The organism is Streptomyces sp. NPDC058663 (genome assembly GCF_042716745.1).
GTDB lineage: Bacteria > Actinomycetota > Actinomycetes > Streptomycetales > Streptomycetaceae > Streptomyces.
Map to the genome: position 1 here is coordinate 16,269 of NZ_JBHXRV010000023.1, position 16,583 is coordinate 32,851.

General features: G+C 70.8%; 14 protein-coding genes. All 14 read left to right on the plus strand.

Going from position 1 to position 16,583, the window contains the following annotated elements:
- Positions 1-2: 2 nt before the first annotated feature.
- The 14 genes from ACFWVV_RS18380 (at position 3) to ACFWVV_RS18445 (ending at position 16,354) form a co-directional block, all read left to right on the plus strand.
- Positions 3-1,964: a peptidoglycan D,D-transpeptidase FtsI family protein gene (locus ACFWVV_RS18380; protein ID WP_384346874.1), complete on the plus strand. Its 1,962-nt coding sequence runs from the start codon at positions 3-5 to the stop codon at positions 1,962-1,964.
- A gap of 185 nt (positions 1,965-2,149) precedes the next feature.
- A complete protein-coding gene (locus ACFWVV_RS18385) occupies positions 2,150-3,724 on the plus strand; it encodes a UDP-N-acetylmuramoyl-L-alanyl-D-glutamate--2,6-diaminopimelate ligase (protein WP_384346877.1) in 1,575 nt (524 codons plus the stop codon).
- Positions 3,725-3,728: 4 nt separating this feature from the next.
- The gene (gene murF, locus ACFWVV_RS18390) at positions 3,729-5,135 is read left to right on the plus strand and encodes a UDP-N-acetylmuramoyl-tripeptide--D-alanyl-D-alanine ligase (RefSeq protein ID WP_384346880.1); all 1,407 of its coding nucleotides are present in this window, start codon (positions 3,729-3,731) and stop codon (positions 5,133-5,135) included.
- Complete coding sequence (mraY, locus tag ACFWVV_RS18395; protein ID WP_384346883.1) at positions 5,132-6,202, plus strand: phospho-N-acetylmuramoyl-pentapeptide-transferase; 1,071 nt, start codon at positions 5,132-5,134, stop codon at positions 6,200-6,202. The genes murF and mraY overlap by 4 nt, the downstream gene beginning before the upstream one ends.
- Positions 6,184-7,656 carry a UDP-N-acetylmuramoyl-L-alanine--D-glutamate ligase gene (murD, locus tag ACFWVV_RS18400; RefSeq protein ID WP_384346886.1) on the plus strand — a complete coding sequence of 491 codons (1,473 nt, stop codon included), beginning with the start codon at positions 6,184-6,186 and terminating at the stop codon, positions 7,654-7,656. The genes mraY and murD overlap by 19 nt, the downstream gene beginning before the upstream one ends.
- Positions 7,657-7,726: 70 nt before the next feature.
- On the plus strand, positions 7,727-9,043 hold the full coding sequence (gene ftsW / locus ACFWVV_RS18405) for a putative lipid II flippase FtsW (RefSeq protein WP_384346889.1): 1,317 nt from the start codon (positions 7,727-7,729) through the stop codon (positions 9,041-9,043).
- Between the two features lie 6 nt (positions 9,044-9,049).
- Positions 9,050-10,144, plus strand: a complete 1,095-nt coding sequence (gene murG / locus ACFWVV_RS18410; protein WP_384346892.1) for an undecaprenyldiphospho-muramoylpentapeptide beta-N-acetylglucosaminyltransferase — start codon at positions 9,050-9,052, stop codon at positions 10,142-10,144.
- A gap of 30 nt (positions 10,145-10,174) precedes the next feature.
- A complete protein-coding gene (locus ACFWVV_RS18415) occupies positions 10,175-10,978 on the plus strand; it encodes a cell division protein FtsQ/DivIB (protein WP_384346895.1) in 804 nt (267 codons plus the stop codon).
- A gap of 276 nt (positions 10,979-11,254) precedes the next feature.
- Positions 11,255-12,472 (plus strand): cell division protein FtsZ, encoded by a 1,218-nt coding sequence (gene ftsZ, locus ACFWVV_RS18420; RefSeq protein WP_384346897.1) that lies wholly within the window; start codon positions 11,255-11,257, stop codon positions 12,470-12,472.
- 13 nt (positions 12,473-12,485) lie between these two features.
- A complete protein-coding gene (gene pgeF / locus ACFWVV_RS18425) occupies positions 12,486-13,220 on the plus strand; it encodes a peptidoglycan editing factor PgeF (RefSeq protein WP_384346900.1) in 735 nt (244 codons plus the stop codon).
- Between the two features lie 3 nt (positions 13,221-13,223).
- Positions 13,224-13,979: a YggS family pyridoxal phosphate-dependent enzyme gene (locus ACFWVV_RS18430; RefSeq protein ID WP_384346903.1), complete on the plus strand. Its 756-nt coding sequence runs from the start codon at positions 13,224-13,226 to the stop codon at positions 13,977-13,979.
- A gap of 124 nt (positions 13,980-14,103) precedes the next feature.
- Entirely contained in the window at positions 14,104-14,721 is a 618-nt protein-coding gene (locus ACFWVV_RS18435) for a cell division protein SepF (RefSeq protein ID WP_384346906.1), read from the plus strand.
- 81 nt (positions 14,722-14,802) lie between these two features.
- Entirely contained in the window at positions 14,803-15,099 is a 297-nt protein-coding gene (locus tag ACFWVV_RS18440) for a YggT family protein (RefSeq protein ID WP_384346908.1), read from the plus strand.
- Between the two features lie 49 nt (positions 15,100-15,148).
- On the plus strand, positions 15,149-16,354 hold the full coding sequence (locus ACFWVV_RS18445; protein WP_384346911.1) for a DivIVA domain-containing protein: 1,206 nt from the start codon (positions 15,149-15,151) through the stop codon (positions 16,352-16,354).
- Positions 16,355-16,583 lie beyond the last annotated feature (229 nt).

Consider the following 16,583-nt stretch of genomic DNA (forward strand, 5'->3'; position numbering starts at 1 on the left):
CAGTGCCCCCGAAGGCTGTGCCCCCGAACCCTCCGCGCCGACGGGTCCCGGCCCCCGGCCGCCCGGCCGCCCGCAGACCCGCACCGGCCGCCCGCAGGCCGGCGGCCCGCCCCGCCAAGGCCAGGCAGCTGCGGCTCGGCAGCCCCAGGCCCCGGCTGCGGCTGGTCGGCCTGGCGATGACGCTGGTGATGCTGGCCTTCGTCGTACGGCTGTTCCAGGTGCAGGCCGTGGACGCGGCCACCTACACCGACAAGGCCGAGGCGCAGCGGCAGACCAAGCGCACCCTGACCGCCGAGCGCGGCGAGATCACCGACCGCAGCGGCATCGCGCTCGCCGCGAGCGTGGACGCGCACGACATCACCGCCGACCCGTTCCTCTACACCCGCGAGCAGAGCAAGCTGGCCGACGCGCCGCAGCAGGCCGCCGCCGTGCTGGCCCCGATTCTCGGCAGGCCCCCGGCCGAGATCGCCAAGAAGCTCGCCACCCCCCGCACGCGGTACGTGGTCCTCGCCCGCCGGCAGACCCCGCAGGTCTGGAAGCAGATCAAGGACCTCAAGAGCGTGTACGGCGACCGGGCAGCCGCCGCGAACAGGAAGAAGCCGGACTCCGCCGCCAACCTCCTCGGCGGCATCCTCCAGGAGCCCAGCAGCACCCGCGTCTACCCCAACGGCGACCTGGCCGCCGGAATACTGGGTTACGTCAACGCCGCGGGACGCGGCGCCGGCGGCCTGGAGGTCCAGCTGGACGAGCAACTCGCGGGCAAGGACGGCGAGATCACCTACGCCCAGGCGAACGGCCGCCGGGTGCCCACCGCGGGGGCCAACGAGACCCCCGCCGTGCCCGGCTCCGACATCGAACTGACCATCGACCGCGACATCCAGTGGGCCGCCCAGAACGCCATCGCGGAGCAGGTGCGGAAGTCCGGGGCGGACCGCGGGTACGTGATAGTGCAGGACACCCGCACCGGCGAGGTACTGGCGATGGCCAACGCCCCCGGGTTCGACCCCAACGACCTCTCCTCGGCGGACTCCGCCGCCCTGGGTAACGCGGCCCTCCAGGACGCCTACGAACCCGGCTCCACCTCGAAGATCATGTCGATGGCGGCCGTGCTGGAGCAAAAGGCGGCCACTCCCGCCACCCACGTCGTGGTGCCCAACAGGCTCAAGCGCGGCGACCGCCTCTTCAAGGACGACATCGACCACCCGACCTGGTACCTCACCCTCAACGGGGTCCTCGCCAAGTCCTCCAACATCGGCACCATCCTGGCCACCGGCGAGCTCGGCGACACCCAGGCCGAGGCCAACCGGGTGCTGCACTCCTACCTGACGAAGTTCGGCATCGGGCGCCGCAGCGGACTGGGCTTCCCCGGCGAAACGCCCGGCATCCTCGCGGCGCCGGACAAGTGGTCGACCTCGCAGCAGTTCACCATCCCCTTCGGCCAGGGCCTCTCGCTGAACGCGATGCAGGCGGCCTCCGTGTACTCCACGATCGCCAACGGGGGAGTGCGGATCGAGCCGACCCTGGTCCGCGGCACCAAGGGCCCCGACGGGCGCTTCACCCCGGCGCCCGCGCCGAAGAAGACCCGGGTGGTCAGCGACCGCACCGCCAAGACCCTCGCCCAGATGCTGGAGTCCGTCGTCGACGACGAGGAGGGCACCGGCACCAAGGCCCGCATCCCCGGTTACCGGGTCGGCGGCAAGACCGGCACGTCCAACCGGGTGGACCCCGAAACGGGCCGCTACAAGGGCTACACGGCCTCCTTCGCCGGGTTCGCGCCCGCCGACGCACCGCGGATCACCGTCTACTGCGCCATCCAGAACCCCACGAAGGGCAGCTACTTCGGCGGCCAGATCTGCGGCCCGATCTACAAGCAGGTCATGGAGTTCGCCCTGAAGACCCGGCAGGTCGCGCCCACCGGCGGCAAGCCCCCGCACCTCCCCGTCACCTTCACCCCGGGCGGCTGACCCGGACGTCCCCGCCTGTACGCCCGCACACCCTCCCCGCGCGCCGGAAACCCGCCGCGGCCGCGGCAACCCTCCGTACGAACCGGAAACCCTCAGTGACCACCCTTCCCCACGACTTTCGAAAACGGGTTGCACGGGCCCCCTGCTTTCGCCCCGAACCCGCTCCGCCGGGTACGCTCACCGCCGTGCCACACGCTGATCAGTCCCAAACCACCCAGAAGGACGCCCCGGTGAACTACCCCGGAGCGCCCAGACCGGACCGGGTCCGCCCGACGACCCTCGGGGAGCTGGCCGAACGGCTGGGCATCGAGTCCCCAGGACCTGGAGAGACCACCGGAATCACCCACGACTCCCGCGCGGTCCGCCCCGGCGACATCTACGCCGCCCTCCCGGGAGCCCGCCTGCACGGCGCGGACTTCGTCGCCCAGGCCGCCGAACTCGGCGCCGCCGCGGTCCTCACCGACCCGACGGGCGCCGCGCGCGCCGCCGCGACCGGGCTGCCCGTGCTCGTCGTCGAGAACCCCCGCGCCCACATGGGCCAGCTCGCCGCCGACATCTACGGCAACCCCGGCCTGGACCTGCTCCAGATCGGCATCACCGGAACCTCCGGCAAGACCACCACCGCATACCTGGTGGAGGGCGGCCTGAAGGCGGCGGGAGACCTGCCCGGTCTGATCGGCACGGTCGAGATGCGGATCGGTGACGAGCGCATCAAGTCGGAGCGGACCACCCCCGAGGCCACCGACCTCCAGGCCCTGTTCGCCGTGATGCGCGAACGCGGCGTCAAGTCGGTCGCCATGGAAGTCTCCAGCCACGCCCTGGTGCTCGGCCGGGTCGACGCCTGCGTCTTCGACGTCGCCGTCTTCAACAACCTGAGCCCCGAACACATGGAGTTCCACTCCGACATGGAGGACTACTTCCGGGCGAAGGCGCAGCTCTTCACCCCGGAGCGGTCCCGGCTCGGCGTGCTCAACTTCGACGACGAGTACGGGCGCCGGCTGGTCACCGAGGCGGGCGTGCCCGTCATCACGTTCTCCGCCGAGGGCCACCCCGACGCCGACTGGCGCGCCGACAAGGTCGAGGTCGGGCCGCAGTCCAGCACCTTCACGGTCCTGGGCCCCCAGGGTGAGCACATCCGTGCGACCGCCCCGCTGCCCGGCCCCTTCAACGTCGCCAACACGCTCGCCGCGATCGTCACCCTGGCCGCCGCCGGGTACGACCCGCAGACCGCCGCCGACGGCATCGCCGCCGTCCCCGGCGTACCGGGCCGCCTGGAGCGCGTCGACGCGGGCCAGGACTTCCTCGCCGTCGTCGACTACGCCCACAAGACGGACGCCGTGGAATCGGTGCTGCGCGCCCTGCGCAAGGTCACCGAGGGCGAGCTGCACATCGTGCTGGGCTGCGGCGGCGACCGCGACCAGCAGAAGCGGGCCCCGATGGGCGCGGCGGCCGCCAGGCTCGCCGACACCGCCGTACTGACCTCGGACAACCCCCGCTCCGAGGACCCCCTCGCCATCCTCGCGACCATGCTCGCCGGGGCCGCCGATGTGCCCGCCCACGAACGCGGCGACGTCGCCGTCTTCGAGGACCGGGCCGCCGCCATCGCCGAGGCCGTCGCCCGCGCGAAGCGCGGCGACACCGTCCTCGTGGCGGGCAAGGGCCACGAACAGGGCCAGGACATCGCCGGAGTGGTGCGCCCCTTCGACGACCGCAAGGTGCTGCGCGACGCCATCGAGCGCCGCCTGCACGAGATGGGATGAAGCAGTGATCACCCTCTCCCTCGCCGAGATCGCCGACCTCGTCAGCGGGCAGACCCACGACATACCGGACACGAGCCTCACCGTCGCCGGGCCCGTCGTCATCGACTCCCGGCAGGTCGGTCCCGGCAGCCTCTTCGCCGCGTACGCCGGTGCGCGCATCGACGGCCACGACTTCGCGCAGCGCGCGGTCGACGCGGGCGCCGTGGCCGTCCTGGCCACCCGTCCCGTCGGCGTGCCCGCGATCGTCGTCCCCGACGTGACCGAGGCGCTCGGCGCACTCGCCCGCGCCGTCGTCGGACGCCTGGGCACCGATGTCGTCGCCCTCACCGGCTCCGCGGGCAAGACCTCCACCAAGGACCTGATCGCCCAGCTCCTCCAGCGCAAGGCCCCCACCGTCTACACGGAGGGCAGCCTCAACAACGAGATCGGCCTGCCGCTCACCGCGCTGCGGACCGCCGAGGACACCCGGCACCTGGTCCTGGAGATGGGCGCCCGCGGCGTCGGGCACATCCGGTACCTGACCGAGCTCGTCCCGCCGCGCATCGGCCTCGTCCTCAACGTCGGGACCGCGCACGTCGGTGAGTTCGGCAGCCGCGAGAAGATCGCCCAGGCCAAGGGCGAGCTGGTCGAGTCGCTGCCGGCCGACGGCGTCGCCGTACTCAACGCGGACGACGGCTTCGTACGGGAGATGGCCTCGCGCACCAAGGCGCGCGTGCTGTACTTCGGCGAGTCGGACACTGCGGACGTAACTGCCGAGAACGTCCGGCTGACCGAGCAGGGACAGCCCGCCTTCACGCTCCACACACCCTCCGGGTGCAGTGACGTGACCATGCGGCTGTACGGTGAGCACCACGTGTCGAACGCGCTCGCCGCGGCCGCCGTCGCCCATGAGCTGGGCATGTCCGTCGACGAGATCGCCGTGGCGCTCTCCGAGGCGGGCACCCTCTCCCGCTGGCGCATGGAGGTCACCGAGCGTCCCGACGGCGTGACGGTTGTCAACGACGCCTACAACGCGAACCCCGAATCCATGCGAGCCGCCCTGCGCGCGCTCGCGTCCATGGGCAAGGGGCGGCGGACCTGGGCGGTGCTCGGCCACATGGCCGAGCTGGGGGACACCTCACTCGTCGAGCACGACGCGGTCGGACGGCTCGCCGTCCGGCTCAACGTCAGCAAGCTGGTTGCGGTCGGGGGCAGGGAAGCGTCCTGGCTGCAACTGGGCGCCTATAACGAGGGTTCGTGGGGTGAGGAGTCGGTGCACGTGTCCGACACGCAGGCGGCGATCGACCTGTTGCGCAAGGAACTGCGCCCGGGGGACGTCGTGCTGGTGAAGGCATCCAGGTCGGTCGGCCTCGAAGCGGTCGCCCAGGCGCTGCTCGAACCCGGCACCGAGGGTGAGGTCGCCGGCGCATGAGCCAGATCCTCTTCGCAGGGGCCATCGGCCTCTTCCTGACGCTCATCGGCACACCGCTGCTGATCAAGCTGCTCGCCCGCAAGGGCTACGGCCAGTTCATCCGTGACGACGGCCCCCGCGGCCACCACGGCAAGCGCGGTACGCCCACCATGGGCGGCATCGCCTTCATCCTGGCAACGCTCATCGCGTACGGCCTGACGAAGGTGCTCACCTCCAGCGAGCCCTCGCTCTCCGGTGTGCTGGTGCTGTTCCTGATGGCGGGCATGGGCCTGGTCGGCTTCCTCGACGACTACATCAAGATCGTCAAGCAGCGTTCGCTGGGCCTGCGCGCCAAGGCGAAGATGCTCGGCCAGCTGATCGTCGGCATCGCCTTCGCGGTGCTCTCGCTCAACTTCGCGGACAGCCGCGGCCAGACCCCCGCCTCCGACCGGCTCTCCTTCGTCACCGACTTCGGCTGGTCGATCACACCCGTGCTGTTCGTGGTGTGGGCGCTGTTCATGATCCTCGCCATGTCGAACGGCGTGAACCTCACCGACGGCCTCGACGGACTCGCCACCGGCGCCTCCGTGATGGTCTTCGGCGCGTACACCTTCATCGGCCTGTGGCAGTTCCAGGAGGCGTGCGCCAACGCCACCAGCCTCACCAACCCCAACGCCTGCTTCGAAGTGCGCGACCCGCTCGACCTCGCGGTCGTGGCCTCCGCGCTGATGGGCTCCTGCTTCGGGTTCCTGTGGTGGAACACCTCGCCCGCCAAGATCTTCATGGGCGACACCGGTTCCCTGGCGCTGGGCGGCGCGCTCGCCGGTCTGGCGATCTGCTCCCGCACCCAGCTCCTGATGGCCATCCTCGGCGGACTCTTCGTCCTCATCACCATGTCGGTGGTCATCCAGGTCGGCTCGTTCAAGCTGACCCGCAAGCGGGTCTTCCGGATGGCCCCGCTCCAGCACCACTTCGAACTCAAGGGATGGTCCGAAGTCCTCGTGGTGGTCCGGTTCTGGATCATCCAGGGCATGTGCGTGATCGTCGGCCTCGGACTCTTCTACGCAGGATGGGCAGCGGGCAAGTGACCTCGCAGACCGACCGGACCAGCTGGGACGGCAAGCACATCACCGTCACCGGCCTCGGGGTGAGCGGCATCAGCGCCGCCCGCGCCCTGGCCGGCCTCGGCGCCCGCATCACCGTCGTCGACGGCGGCGACAGCGCCACGCACCGGACCCGCGCCGCGGAGCTCCGGAGCGAAGGCATCGCCGTACGTCTCGCCGACGCGGACACCCTGCCCGAGGGCACCGAACTGGTCGTCACCTCGCCCGGCTGGAAGCCCGCCGGCCCCCTGTTCGAGGCGGCGGCGAGGGCGGGCGTGGACGTGGTCGGCGACGTCGAGATCGCCTGGCGGCTGCGCGGCCCCGACGCCGCGCCGTGGCTGGCGATCACCGGCACCAACGGCAAGACCACCACCACCCAGATGCTCGCGTCGATCCTGACCGCCGCCGGTCTGCGCACCGCGGCCGTCGGCAACATCGGCACCCCGATCATCGACGTGGTCCTCCAGCAGGGGGCGTACGACGTCCTGGCCGTCGAGCTCTCCAGCTACCAGCTGCACTGGGCCCCGTCCCTGCGCACCCACTCCGCCGCCGTGCTCAACCTGGCGCCGGACCACCTCGACTGGCACGGCACCATGGACGCCTACGCCGCCGACAAGGGCCGCATCTATGAGGGCAACCAGGTCGCCTGCGTCTACAACGCCGCCGACCCGGCCACCGAGCACCTGGTGCGCGAGGCCGACGTAGAGGAGGGCTGCCGGGCCATCGGCTTCACCCTCGGCACCCCCGGCCCCTCGCAGCTCGGCATCGTCGACGGCATCCTCGTCGACCGCGCCTTCGTGACGAACCGGCAGAAGAACGCCCAGGAGCTCGCCGAGGTCTCCGACGTGCGCCCGGCCGCCCCGCACAACCTCGCCAACGCCCTCGCGGCCGCCGCCCTGGCCCGTGCGTACGGCGTCAAGCCCGCGGCCGTACGGGAGGGGCTGCGCGCCTTCCGCCCCGACGCACACCGCATCGAACACGTCGCCGACGTCGCCGACGTCGCCTACATCGACGACTCCAAGGCCACCAACACGCACGCCGCCGAGGCCTCGCTGGCCGCGTACGAGCCCATCGTGTGGATCGCCGGCGGCCTCGCCAAGGGCGCCACCTTCGACGAGCTGGTGGAGAAGTCGGCCAAGCGCCTGCGCGGCGCCGTCCTGATCGGCGCCGACCGTGCGCTGATCCGCGAAGCCCTCGCGCGACACGCCCCCGAGGTGCCGGTGGTCGACCTCGACCGGACCGACACTGGGGCACTGGAGGCGGCGGTCCGCGAAGCGGCGGCACTCGCCCGGCCGGGGGACACGGTGCTGCTGGCCCCGGCCTGCGCCTCGATGGACATGTTCGCCAATTACAACAAGCGCGGCGAGGCCTTCGCCGACGCCGTACGCGCACTGGCGGCGGACGAGCCCGCCGCCGACGGGCCGACGGCCGGCCGGTAGGCTCCCACCCCCCGGCCGCCGGGCCCAGGCCCGCTCATCGGCGCACGAGTTGTTGGAGGGGACCTGCGAGATGCCGGCCACGGCAAGAGACAAGCCACGGGTGCGTGCCGCCGCCCCGCGCGGGCAGGCGGCGCCCCGCCGCCCGCGCGGCCCCGGCAGCCCGCGCAAGCTCTACGAGCAGCTCCACAGGGCCTGGGACCGCCCCCTGACGGCGTACTACGTCATCGTCGGCAGCGCCCTGCTGATCACCGGCCTCGGCCTGGTGATGGTCTACTCCGCGTCGATGATCACGGCACTCCGCTACGACCTGCCCGGCTCGTACTTCTTCCGCAAGCAGCTCCTGGCGGCCGTCATCGGCGGCGTCCTGCTGCTGGTCGCCTCCCGGGTGCCGGTCAAACTCCACCGTGCGCTCTCCTACCCGATGCTCGCCGCCACCATCTTCCTGATGGCACTCGTGCAGGTCCCCGGGATAGGGCACGAGGTCAACGGCAACCAGAACTGGATCTCCGTCGGCGGCCCCTTCCAGCTCCAGCCCAGCGAGTTCGGCAAGCTGGCGCTGATCCTGTGGGGCGCCGACCTGCTCGCCCGCAAGCAGGACAAGCACCTGCTGGCCCAGTGGAAGCACATGCTGGTGCCGCTCGTCCCGGTGACCTTCATCCTGCTCGGGCTGATCATGCTCGGTGGTGACATGGGCACCGCGATGATCCTGACCGCGATCCTGTTCGGCCTGCTGTGGCTGGCCGGCGCCCCCACCCGGCTGTTCGCGGGCGTGCTCGGTTTCGCCGGTCTCCTCGGCTTCGTACTGATCAAGACGAGTGACAACCGGATGGCCCGCCTCGACTGCATCCTCAGCACCGAGATGGGCCCGGACGGCCAGTGCCAGCAAGCCGTGCACGGAATCTACGCCCTGGCATCCGGCGGCTGGTTCGGATCCGGCCTCGGTGCGAGTGTGGAAAAATGGGGCCAACTCCCGGAACCCCACAACGACTTCATCTTCGCCATTACCGGCGAGGAACTGGGTCTGGCCGGGACGCTGTCGGTACTCGCCCTGTTCGCGGCCCTAGGCTATGCGGGTATCCGCGTGGCCGGACGCACGGAGGACCCCTTCGTGAGGTACGCAGCGGGAGGTGTGACCACCTGGATCATGGCGCAGGCCATGGTCAACATCGGTGCGGTGCTCGGCCTGTTGCCGATCGCCGGTGTCCCGCTCCCGCTGTTCTCGTACGGGGGCTCCGCCCTGCTGCCGACCATGTTCGCCGTAGGGTTGCTGATCGCCTTCGCGCGAGAGGACCCGGCGGCGCGGGGCGCACTGGCCATGAGGCGGCCCGGGACGAGATGGAAAACGATGAGACGGCGCGTCACCAAGCGTCCGTCCGGAGAGCGGTGAATTTCGGTGCATGTCGTACTCGCCGGTGGGGGGACCGCCGGCCACATCGAGCCCGCGCTCGCCCTCGCGGACGCCCTGCGCAGGCAGGACCCCACCGTGGGGATCACGGCCCTCGGCACGGAGCGCGGTCTGGAGACCAGACTGGTCCCCGAGCGCGGCTACGAACTCGGCCTCATCCCGGCCGTACCGCTGCCCCGCAAGCCCACCCCCGAACTGATCACCGTCCCCGGGCGGCTGCGCGGCACGATCAAGGCCGCCGAGCAGATCCTGGAGCGCACCAAGGCGGACTGCGTCGTCGGCTTCGGCGGCTACGTGGCGCTGCCCGGTTACCTGGCGGCCAAGCGCCTCGGGGTGCCGATCATCGTCCACGAGGCCAACGCCAGGCCAGGACTCGCCAACAAGATCGGCTCGCGGTACGCGGCGGCCGTCGCGGTCTCCACGCCCGACAGCAAGCTGCGGGGCGCCCGCTACATCGGCATCCCGCTGCGCCGCACCATCGCCACCCTCGACCGGGCGGCCGTACGCCCCGAGGCGCGCGCGGCGTTCGGGCTCGACCCCAACCTGCCGACGCTGCTGGTCTCCGGCGGCTCGCAGGGCGCCCGGCGGCTCAACGAGGTGGTCCAGCAGGCCGCCCCGTACCTCCAGCGCGCCGGAATCCAGATCCTGCACGCGGTCGGCCCCAAGAACGAGATGCCGCGCGTGGACAACATGCCCGGTATGCCGCCCTATATCCCGGTACCGTACGTGGACCGGATGGACCTGGCGTACGCCGCGGCCGACATGATGCTCTGCCGCGCGGGCGCCATGACCGTCGCCGAACTCTCCGCCGTCGGGCTCCCGGCCGCCTACGTCCCGCTGCCCATCGGCAACGGCGAACAGCGGCTCAACGCCCAGCCGGTGGTCAACGCGGGCGGCGGACTGCTGGTGGACGACGCGGCCCTGACCCCCGAGTGGGTCCAGAGCAACGTCCTGCCGGTCCTCTCCGACCCGCACCGGCTGTACGAGATGTCGCGCGCGGCGTCGGAGTTCGGCCGCAGGGACGCCGACGAACTCCTCGTCGGCATGGTCTACCAGGCGATTGCCGCACGCCGGGCCGGCTGACCGGCCCCCCACCCAGGAGGCGACACGCACGTGGCCGGACCGACGACCCGCGAACGCGGGACCAGAACGCCCAGCGGTCCGGCCACACCCCGGGCGCCCCGTCCGGGGCGCCGGGGCGGTTTCCCTCGAATTCCGGTCGGCCGTCCGGTCGTTCTCCTCCTCGCACTCGCGGTTCTGCTCGCGGGAGGCGGGGTCTGGGCGCTGTACGGCTCCCCCTGGCTGCGAGTGGAGAAGGTCAGGGCCACCGGCACCCGGGTGCTGACGCCCGAAGCGGTCCTGGCGGCGGCCGACGTCCCGACCGGAGTTCCGATGATCTCCGTCGATTCCGGTGCCATAGAGGACCGGTTGCGCAAGGAATTGCCCCGTATCGACACGATCGACGTGGTCCGTTCCTGGCCGCACGGAATCGGACTGAAAGTGACCGAGCGAAAGCCGGTCCTGCTCATCGGCAAGGGTGCGGACTTCGTCGAAGTGGACCGCCGGGGTGTGCGGTTCGCCACGGTGAGAAAGGCTCCCGTCGGGGTACCCCGGCTGGAAATGGCCGCGCAGCGCTCGCCGAGCCTGCGCCGCTTCGGTGAACAGCGGCTGCTCGACGCGGCGGTGCGTGTCACCGGTGAACTCGACCCGGCCGTGGCCCGTAACCTGACGACAGTGAAAGTGACTTCGTTCGACTCGATCACACTGGAACTGACCCGTGACCGGAGCGTCTTCTGGGGCAGTGGTGAGGACAACGCGGGCAAGTCCAGGGCACTGCTCGCCCTGATGAAGGCCGTGCCGGACGCGGGGCACTTCGATGTGAGCGCCCCCAGCGCTCCTGCGGCCAGGGCGAGTTGACGGGCCCTCGGACAGGTCGGGCCCCTGGTTGGTCAGGGATATGGGTGATCACATAGGGTGAAAAGAAAAACGGGAGGTTCGGCGTGTTCGTTGAACGCGCACCACTTGTCGACTTAGTGTCCTGTTCGGAAGAGTCCAAGGAACAGACACACTGGTAACCCTAAACTTCAGCGTTAGGGTTCGGGTCGGCGTATCGGACCGTCCCACATCGGCATCAGTCGTCGCGGCGCTGCAAACTCCGTGGCGGCACGTAAATCGAGGCGAGAGGCCTTCGACGTGGCAGCACCGCAGAACTACCTCGCAGTCATCAAGGTCATCGGTGTCGGCGGCGGTGGTGTCAATGCCATCAACCGGATGATCGAGGTCGGTCTCAAGGGCGTCGAGTTCATCGCCATCAACACCGATGCGCAAGCGCTGTTGATGAGCGACGCCGACGTCAAGCTGGACGTCGGCCGTGAACTCACCCGGGGCCTCGGCGCCGGCGCCAACCCCGACGTCGGCCGGAAGGCGGCAGAGGATCACCGCGAGGAGATCGAGGAGGTCCTCAAGGGGGCCGACATGGTCTTCGTGACGGCAGGCGAGGGTGGCGGCACCGGAACCGGTGGCGCCCCCGTGGTCGCCAACATCGCCCGTTCGCTGGGCGCCCTGACGATCGGCGTGGTCACCCGCCCGTTCACCTTCGAGGGCCGGCGGCGCGCGAACCAGGCGGAGGACGGCATTGCCCAGCTCCGCGAAGAGGTCGACACCCTCATCGTCATTCCCAACGACCGGCTCCTGTCGATCTCCGACCGTCAGGTTTCGGTTCTCGACGCCTTCAAGTCGGCCGACCAGGTCCTGCTCTCGGGTGTCCAGGGCATCACCGACCTGATCACCACCCCGGGCCTGATCAACCTCGACTTCGCCGACGTCAAGTCGGTCATGTCCGAGGCCGGTTCGGCGCTCATGGGCATCGGCTCGGCGCGCGGCGACGACCGCGCGGTGGCGGCGGCGGAAATGGCGATCTCCTCGCCGCTTCTGGAAGCCTCCATCGACGGCGCCCGCGGCGTACTGCTCTCCATCTCCGGTGGCTCCGACCTCGGTCTCTTCGAGATCAACGAGGCCGCCCAGCTGGTCAGCGAGGCGGCCCACCCGGAAGCCAACATCATCTTCGGCGCCGTCATCGACGACGCCCTGGGGGACGAGGTACGGGTCACCGTCATCGCCGCCGGATTCGACGGCGGCCAGCCGCCGGCCCGGCGCGAGAACGTGCTCGGCGCCGGAGCGGGCAAGCGCGAGGAGAGCCCGGCCCCGGCCGCGCGCCCGGCGCCCGAGCCCGTGCGGCCTGCCACCATCGGCTCGGTACCTGTGCGCGAGGAGGCCCCGGCCCCCGTCGAGCAGAGCGCGCCGGTGAACGAGGCGCCCGCCCCGCAGGCTGCCCCGCACGTCCCGCCGGCCCGCCCTTCGTACGCGGACAGCGCGGCCGAGGAGCTGGACGTCCCGGACTTCCTGAAGTAGCCGGACGCGTTAAGTGATAGAGCGGTACGACGACGAGAGCGGCGCGCACTTCGCCTTCACCGACAGGTGGGGCGGGGTGAGCGCCGTTCCGTACGAGCAGCTCAATCTCGGCGGTGCGGTGGGCGACGACCCCGCGGCCGTACGGGAGAACCGCCGGCTGGCCGCCGGGTCCCTGGGACTCGACGCGACGCGGGTGGTCTGGATGAACCAGGTGCACGGCCGGGACGTCGCGGTGGTCGACGGGCCCTGGCCCGAAGGAGCCGGGATTCCCGCCGTCGACGCGGTGGTGACCGCCCGTCGGGGCCTGCCCCTCGCGGTGCTCACCGCAGACTGCACTCCCGTACTGCTGGCCGATCCGGTGGCCGGAGTGGTCGCGGCGGCCCACGCGGGGCGGCCGGGGATGCTGGCCGGGGTGGTGTCCGCGGCGGTCGGGGCGATGGTCTCGCTCGGCGCGCTGCCCTCCCGCACCACGGCCTGGACCGGGCCCGCCGTGTGCGGGCGCTGTTACGAGGTGCCCGAGCGGATGCGCGCGGAGGCCGCCGCGATCGAACCGGCCTGCTGGGCCGAGACCTCCTGGGGCACCCCGGCGGTCGACGTCACGGCCGGAGTGCACGCCCAGCTGGCGGCGCTCGGGGTGCGCGCCCGGTCGCAGTCGCCGGTGTGCACGCGCGAGTCGGGCGACCACTTCTCCTACCGGCGGGACCGCACCACGGGGCGGCTCGCCGGATATGTCTGGTTGGACGGGTAGGACATGACGGACCGTACGGAAGGCGCCGGCCCCTCGGGAGCTCCGGCGCGCAAGGACGAACTCGCGGCGAACCTGGCACGGGTGGAGGAACGTATCTCCTCCGCCTGTGCGGCGGTCGGGCGCACGCGGGACGAAGTGACCCTGATCGTGGTCACCAAGACCTACCCGGCGAGCGACGTACGGCTGCTCGCCGGGCTGGGGGTGCGTCACGTCGCGGAGAACCGCGACCAGGACGCGGCCCCCAAGGCGGCCCAGTCCGCCGATCTCCCGCTGACCTGGCACTTCGTCGGACAGCTGCAGACCAACAAGGTCCGTTCCGTGGTCGGTTACGCGGACGTGGTGCAGTCCGTGGACCGGCTGAAGCTGGTGAACTCCCTGTCCTCGGCCGCCGTACGGGCGGAACGCGAGGTCGGCTGCCTGCTCCAGGTCGCCCTGGACGCCGAGTCCGGCGAAAGGGGTGAAAGGGGCGGCGTCTCCCCCGAGGGGGTCGAGGAGCTGGCCGCCGCCGTGGCCGGGGCGCCGGGGCTGCGGCTGGACGGGCTGATGACCGTCGCACCGCTCACCGGTCCGTACGCCGGGCGGCAACGGGCCGCCTTCGAGCGGATGATGGAAATCTCGTCCCGCCTGCGCACCGCACATCCGGCTGCCACCATGGTGTCGGCGGGAATGAGCGCGGACCTGGACGAGGCAGTGGCGGCCGGAGCGACACATGTACGCGTCGGCACTGCGGTACTCGGTGTCCGTCCTCGCCTCGGGTAACGTCGCGAAGCAAGTCGGACCACAGCAGAAAATATGGTCATCCCCACTATTCAGTGGGCAGGCCCAGTGGATCGCGGGCACTTGGTGACGAGGCCGATCCACCACAGAGCGGAGGACTCAGGAAATGGCCGGCGCTATGCGCAAGATGGCGGTCTACCTCGGCCTCGTGGAGGACGATGGATACGACGGCCGGGGCTTCGACCCCGACGACGACTTCGAACCCGAGCCCGAACCGGACCGTGACCGTGACCGCCACCGCCACCAGCCCCCGCACCAGGTGGAGCGGGAGCAGGACGAACCGGTACGAGTGACGCAGCCGCCTGCCCCTCGCGAACCCGTTCAGCTTCCGGCGGAAAGCGGACGACCCGCACGAATCGCCCCCGTGGCGTCCATCACACCTGAACGTCCGAGCCTGGAGAAGAACGCACCGGTGATCATGCCCAAGGTCGTGTCCGAGCGGGAGCCGTACCGCATCACCACGTTGCACCCCCGGACCTACAACGAGGCCCGTACCATCGGGGAACACTTCCGCGAGGGCACTCCGGTGATCATGAATCTCACGGAGATGGACGACACGGACGCGAAGCGACTTGTCGACTTTGCCGCAGGACTTGTCTTCGGGCTGCATGGCAGCATTGAGCGAGTGACGCAGAAGGTGTTCCTGTTGTCGCCTGCTAACGTCGATGTCACGGCGGAGGACAAGGCCCGTATCGCAGAGGGCGGTTTCTTCAACCAGAGCTGACAGAGCCGAGAGCAGGACAACCGAAACAACCGGCCGTGAGGCCGAACTGAGGCGAGAGCCAGGGGAGAGGGACGCACGGGAATGGGCATCGCACTGGACGTGATCTACATCGCGCTGATGTGCTTCCTGGTCGTGCTGATTTTCCGGCTCGTCATGGACTACGTCTTTCAGTTCGCGCGTTCATGGCAACCCGGCAAGGCGATGGTGGTCGTTCTGGAGGCCACCTACACTGTCACCGATCCACCGCTCAAGCTTCTGCGGCGGTTCATTCCGCCGCTGCGTCTCGGGGGCGTGGCACTCGACCTGTCCTTCTTCGTTCTGATGATCATCGTCTACATCCTGATCGCTGTGGTGAACAACATCGGGCGAGGAATGTGAGCGATACGGTCTTGCCGACTGCCGACGACTACGTAGAGGTGAAGAAGAGATGCCGCTGACCCCCGAGGACGTGCGGAACAAGCAGTTCACGACCGTCCGCCTCCGAGAAGGCTACGACGAGGACGAGGTTGACGCCTTCCTCGACGAGGTCGAGTCCGAGCTGACCCGTCTGCTCCGCGAGAACGAGGACCTGCGCGCCAAGCTGGCCGCAGCGACCCGTGCCGCCGCGCAGAACCAGCAGCAGCAGGGCATGCGCAAGCCGGAGCCGCAGGACAACCGGCCCGGTGGCCCGGGTGCGCCCGTCCCCGCGGCCATATCCGGACCGCCTCAGCAGCAGCAGCCGCCCCAGCAGCAGCAGATGCAGCAGCAGGGTGGACCGCTCCAGCTCCCGGCCGGCCCCGGCGGCCACGGCCCCGGCCCGCAGCAGCAGGGCCAGCACGGTCCCGGTCCGATGGGCCAGGGCCCCATGCAGGGTCAGCACGGTCCCGGCCAGATGGGCCAGGGTCCGATGGGTCAGGGCCCGATGGGTCAGGGTCCGATGCAGGGCGGCATGGGCCAGGGCCCGATGGGCGGCCCCATGCAGCAGCCGATGCAGCAGCAGCAGCCCCCGCAGCAGATGCAGGCGCCCGGTGGCGACAGCGCCGCCCGAGTGCTCTCGCTGGCGCAGCAGACCGCGGACCAGGCGATCGCGGAGGCCCGTTCCGAGGCCAACAAGATTGTCGGCGAGGCCCGTTCGCGTGCCGAGGGCCTGGAGCGGGACGCCCGTGCCAAGGCCGACGCCCTGGAGCGGGACGCGCAGGAGAAGCACCGCGTCGCGATGGGCTCGCTGGAGTCCGCCCGCGCCACGCTGGAGCGCAAGGTCGAGGACCTGCGCGGCTTCGAGCGCGAGTACCGCACGCGTCTGAAGTCCTACCTGGAGTCGCAGCTGCGTCAGCTGGAGACCCAGGCCGACGACTCGCTCGCTCCGCCGCGGACCCCGGCGACGGCTTCGCTGCCGCCGGCCCCGCAGATGAGCAACTCGATGGCTCCGGCCGGTGCGGGTTCGATGGGGCACTCCATGGGAGGCAACCCGTCGATGGGCGGGCCGTCCTCCATGGGTGGCGGTCAGAACGGTGCTCCGTCGTACGGCGGTCAGCAGCAGATGGCTCCGGCCATGACGCAGCCGATGGCGCCGGTGCGGCCGCAGGCGCCGCAGCCGATGCAGCAGGCGCCTTCGCCGATGCGTGGGTTCCTGATCGACGAGGACGACAACTGAGGCGGTTGGTGCGCGTGATGAGCGCGTAGCCGTCGGCAGGCTGGGGGTGGGCCCCGGGACCTATGTGGTCCCGGGGCCCGCCCTTTTGTGTGTGGGGCGTTGTCCGGGGCGGGGGCGTAGGGGGGCGGGGGTGCGGTGTTCGGCTCCGCCGGGGGCCGCCCCCTTGCCCGCCCGTTCCGCCCCCGGGGGGCGGCCCCGCCGCCCGAGGGGGCGGGGGGTGGGGCGTGTG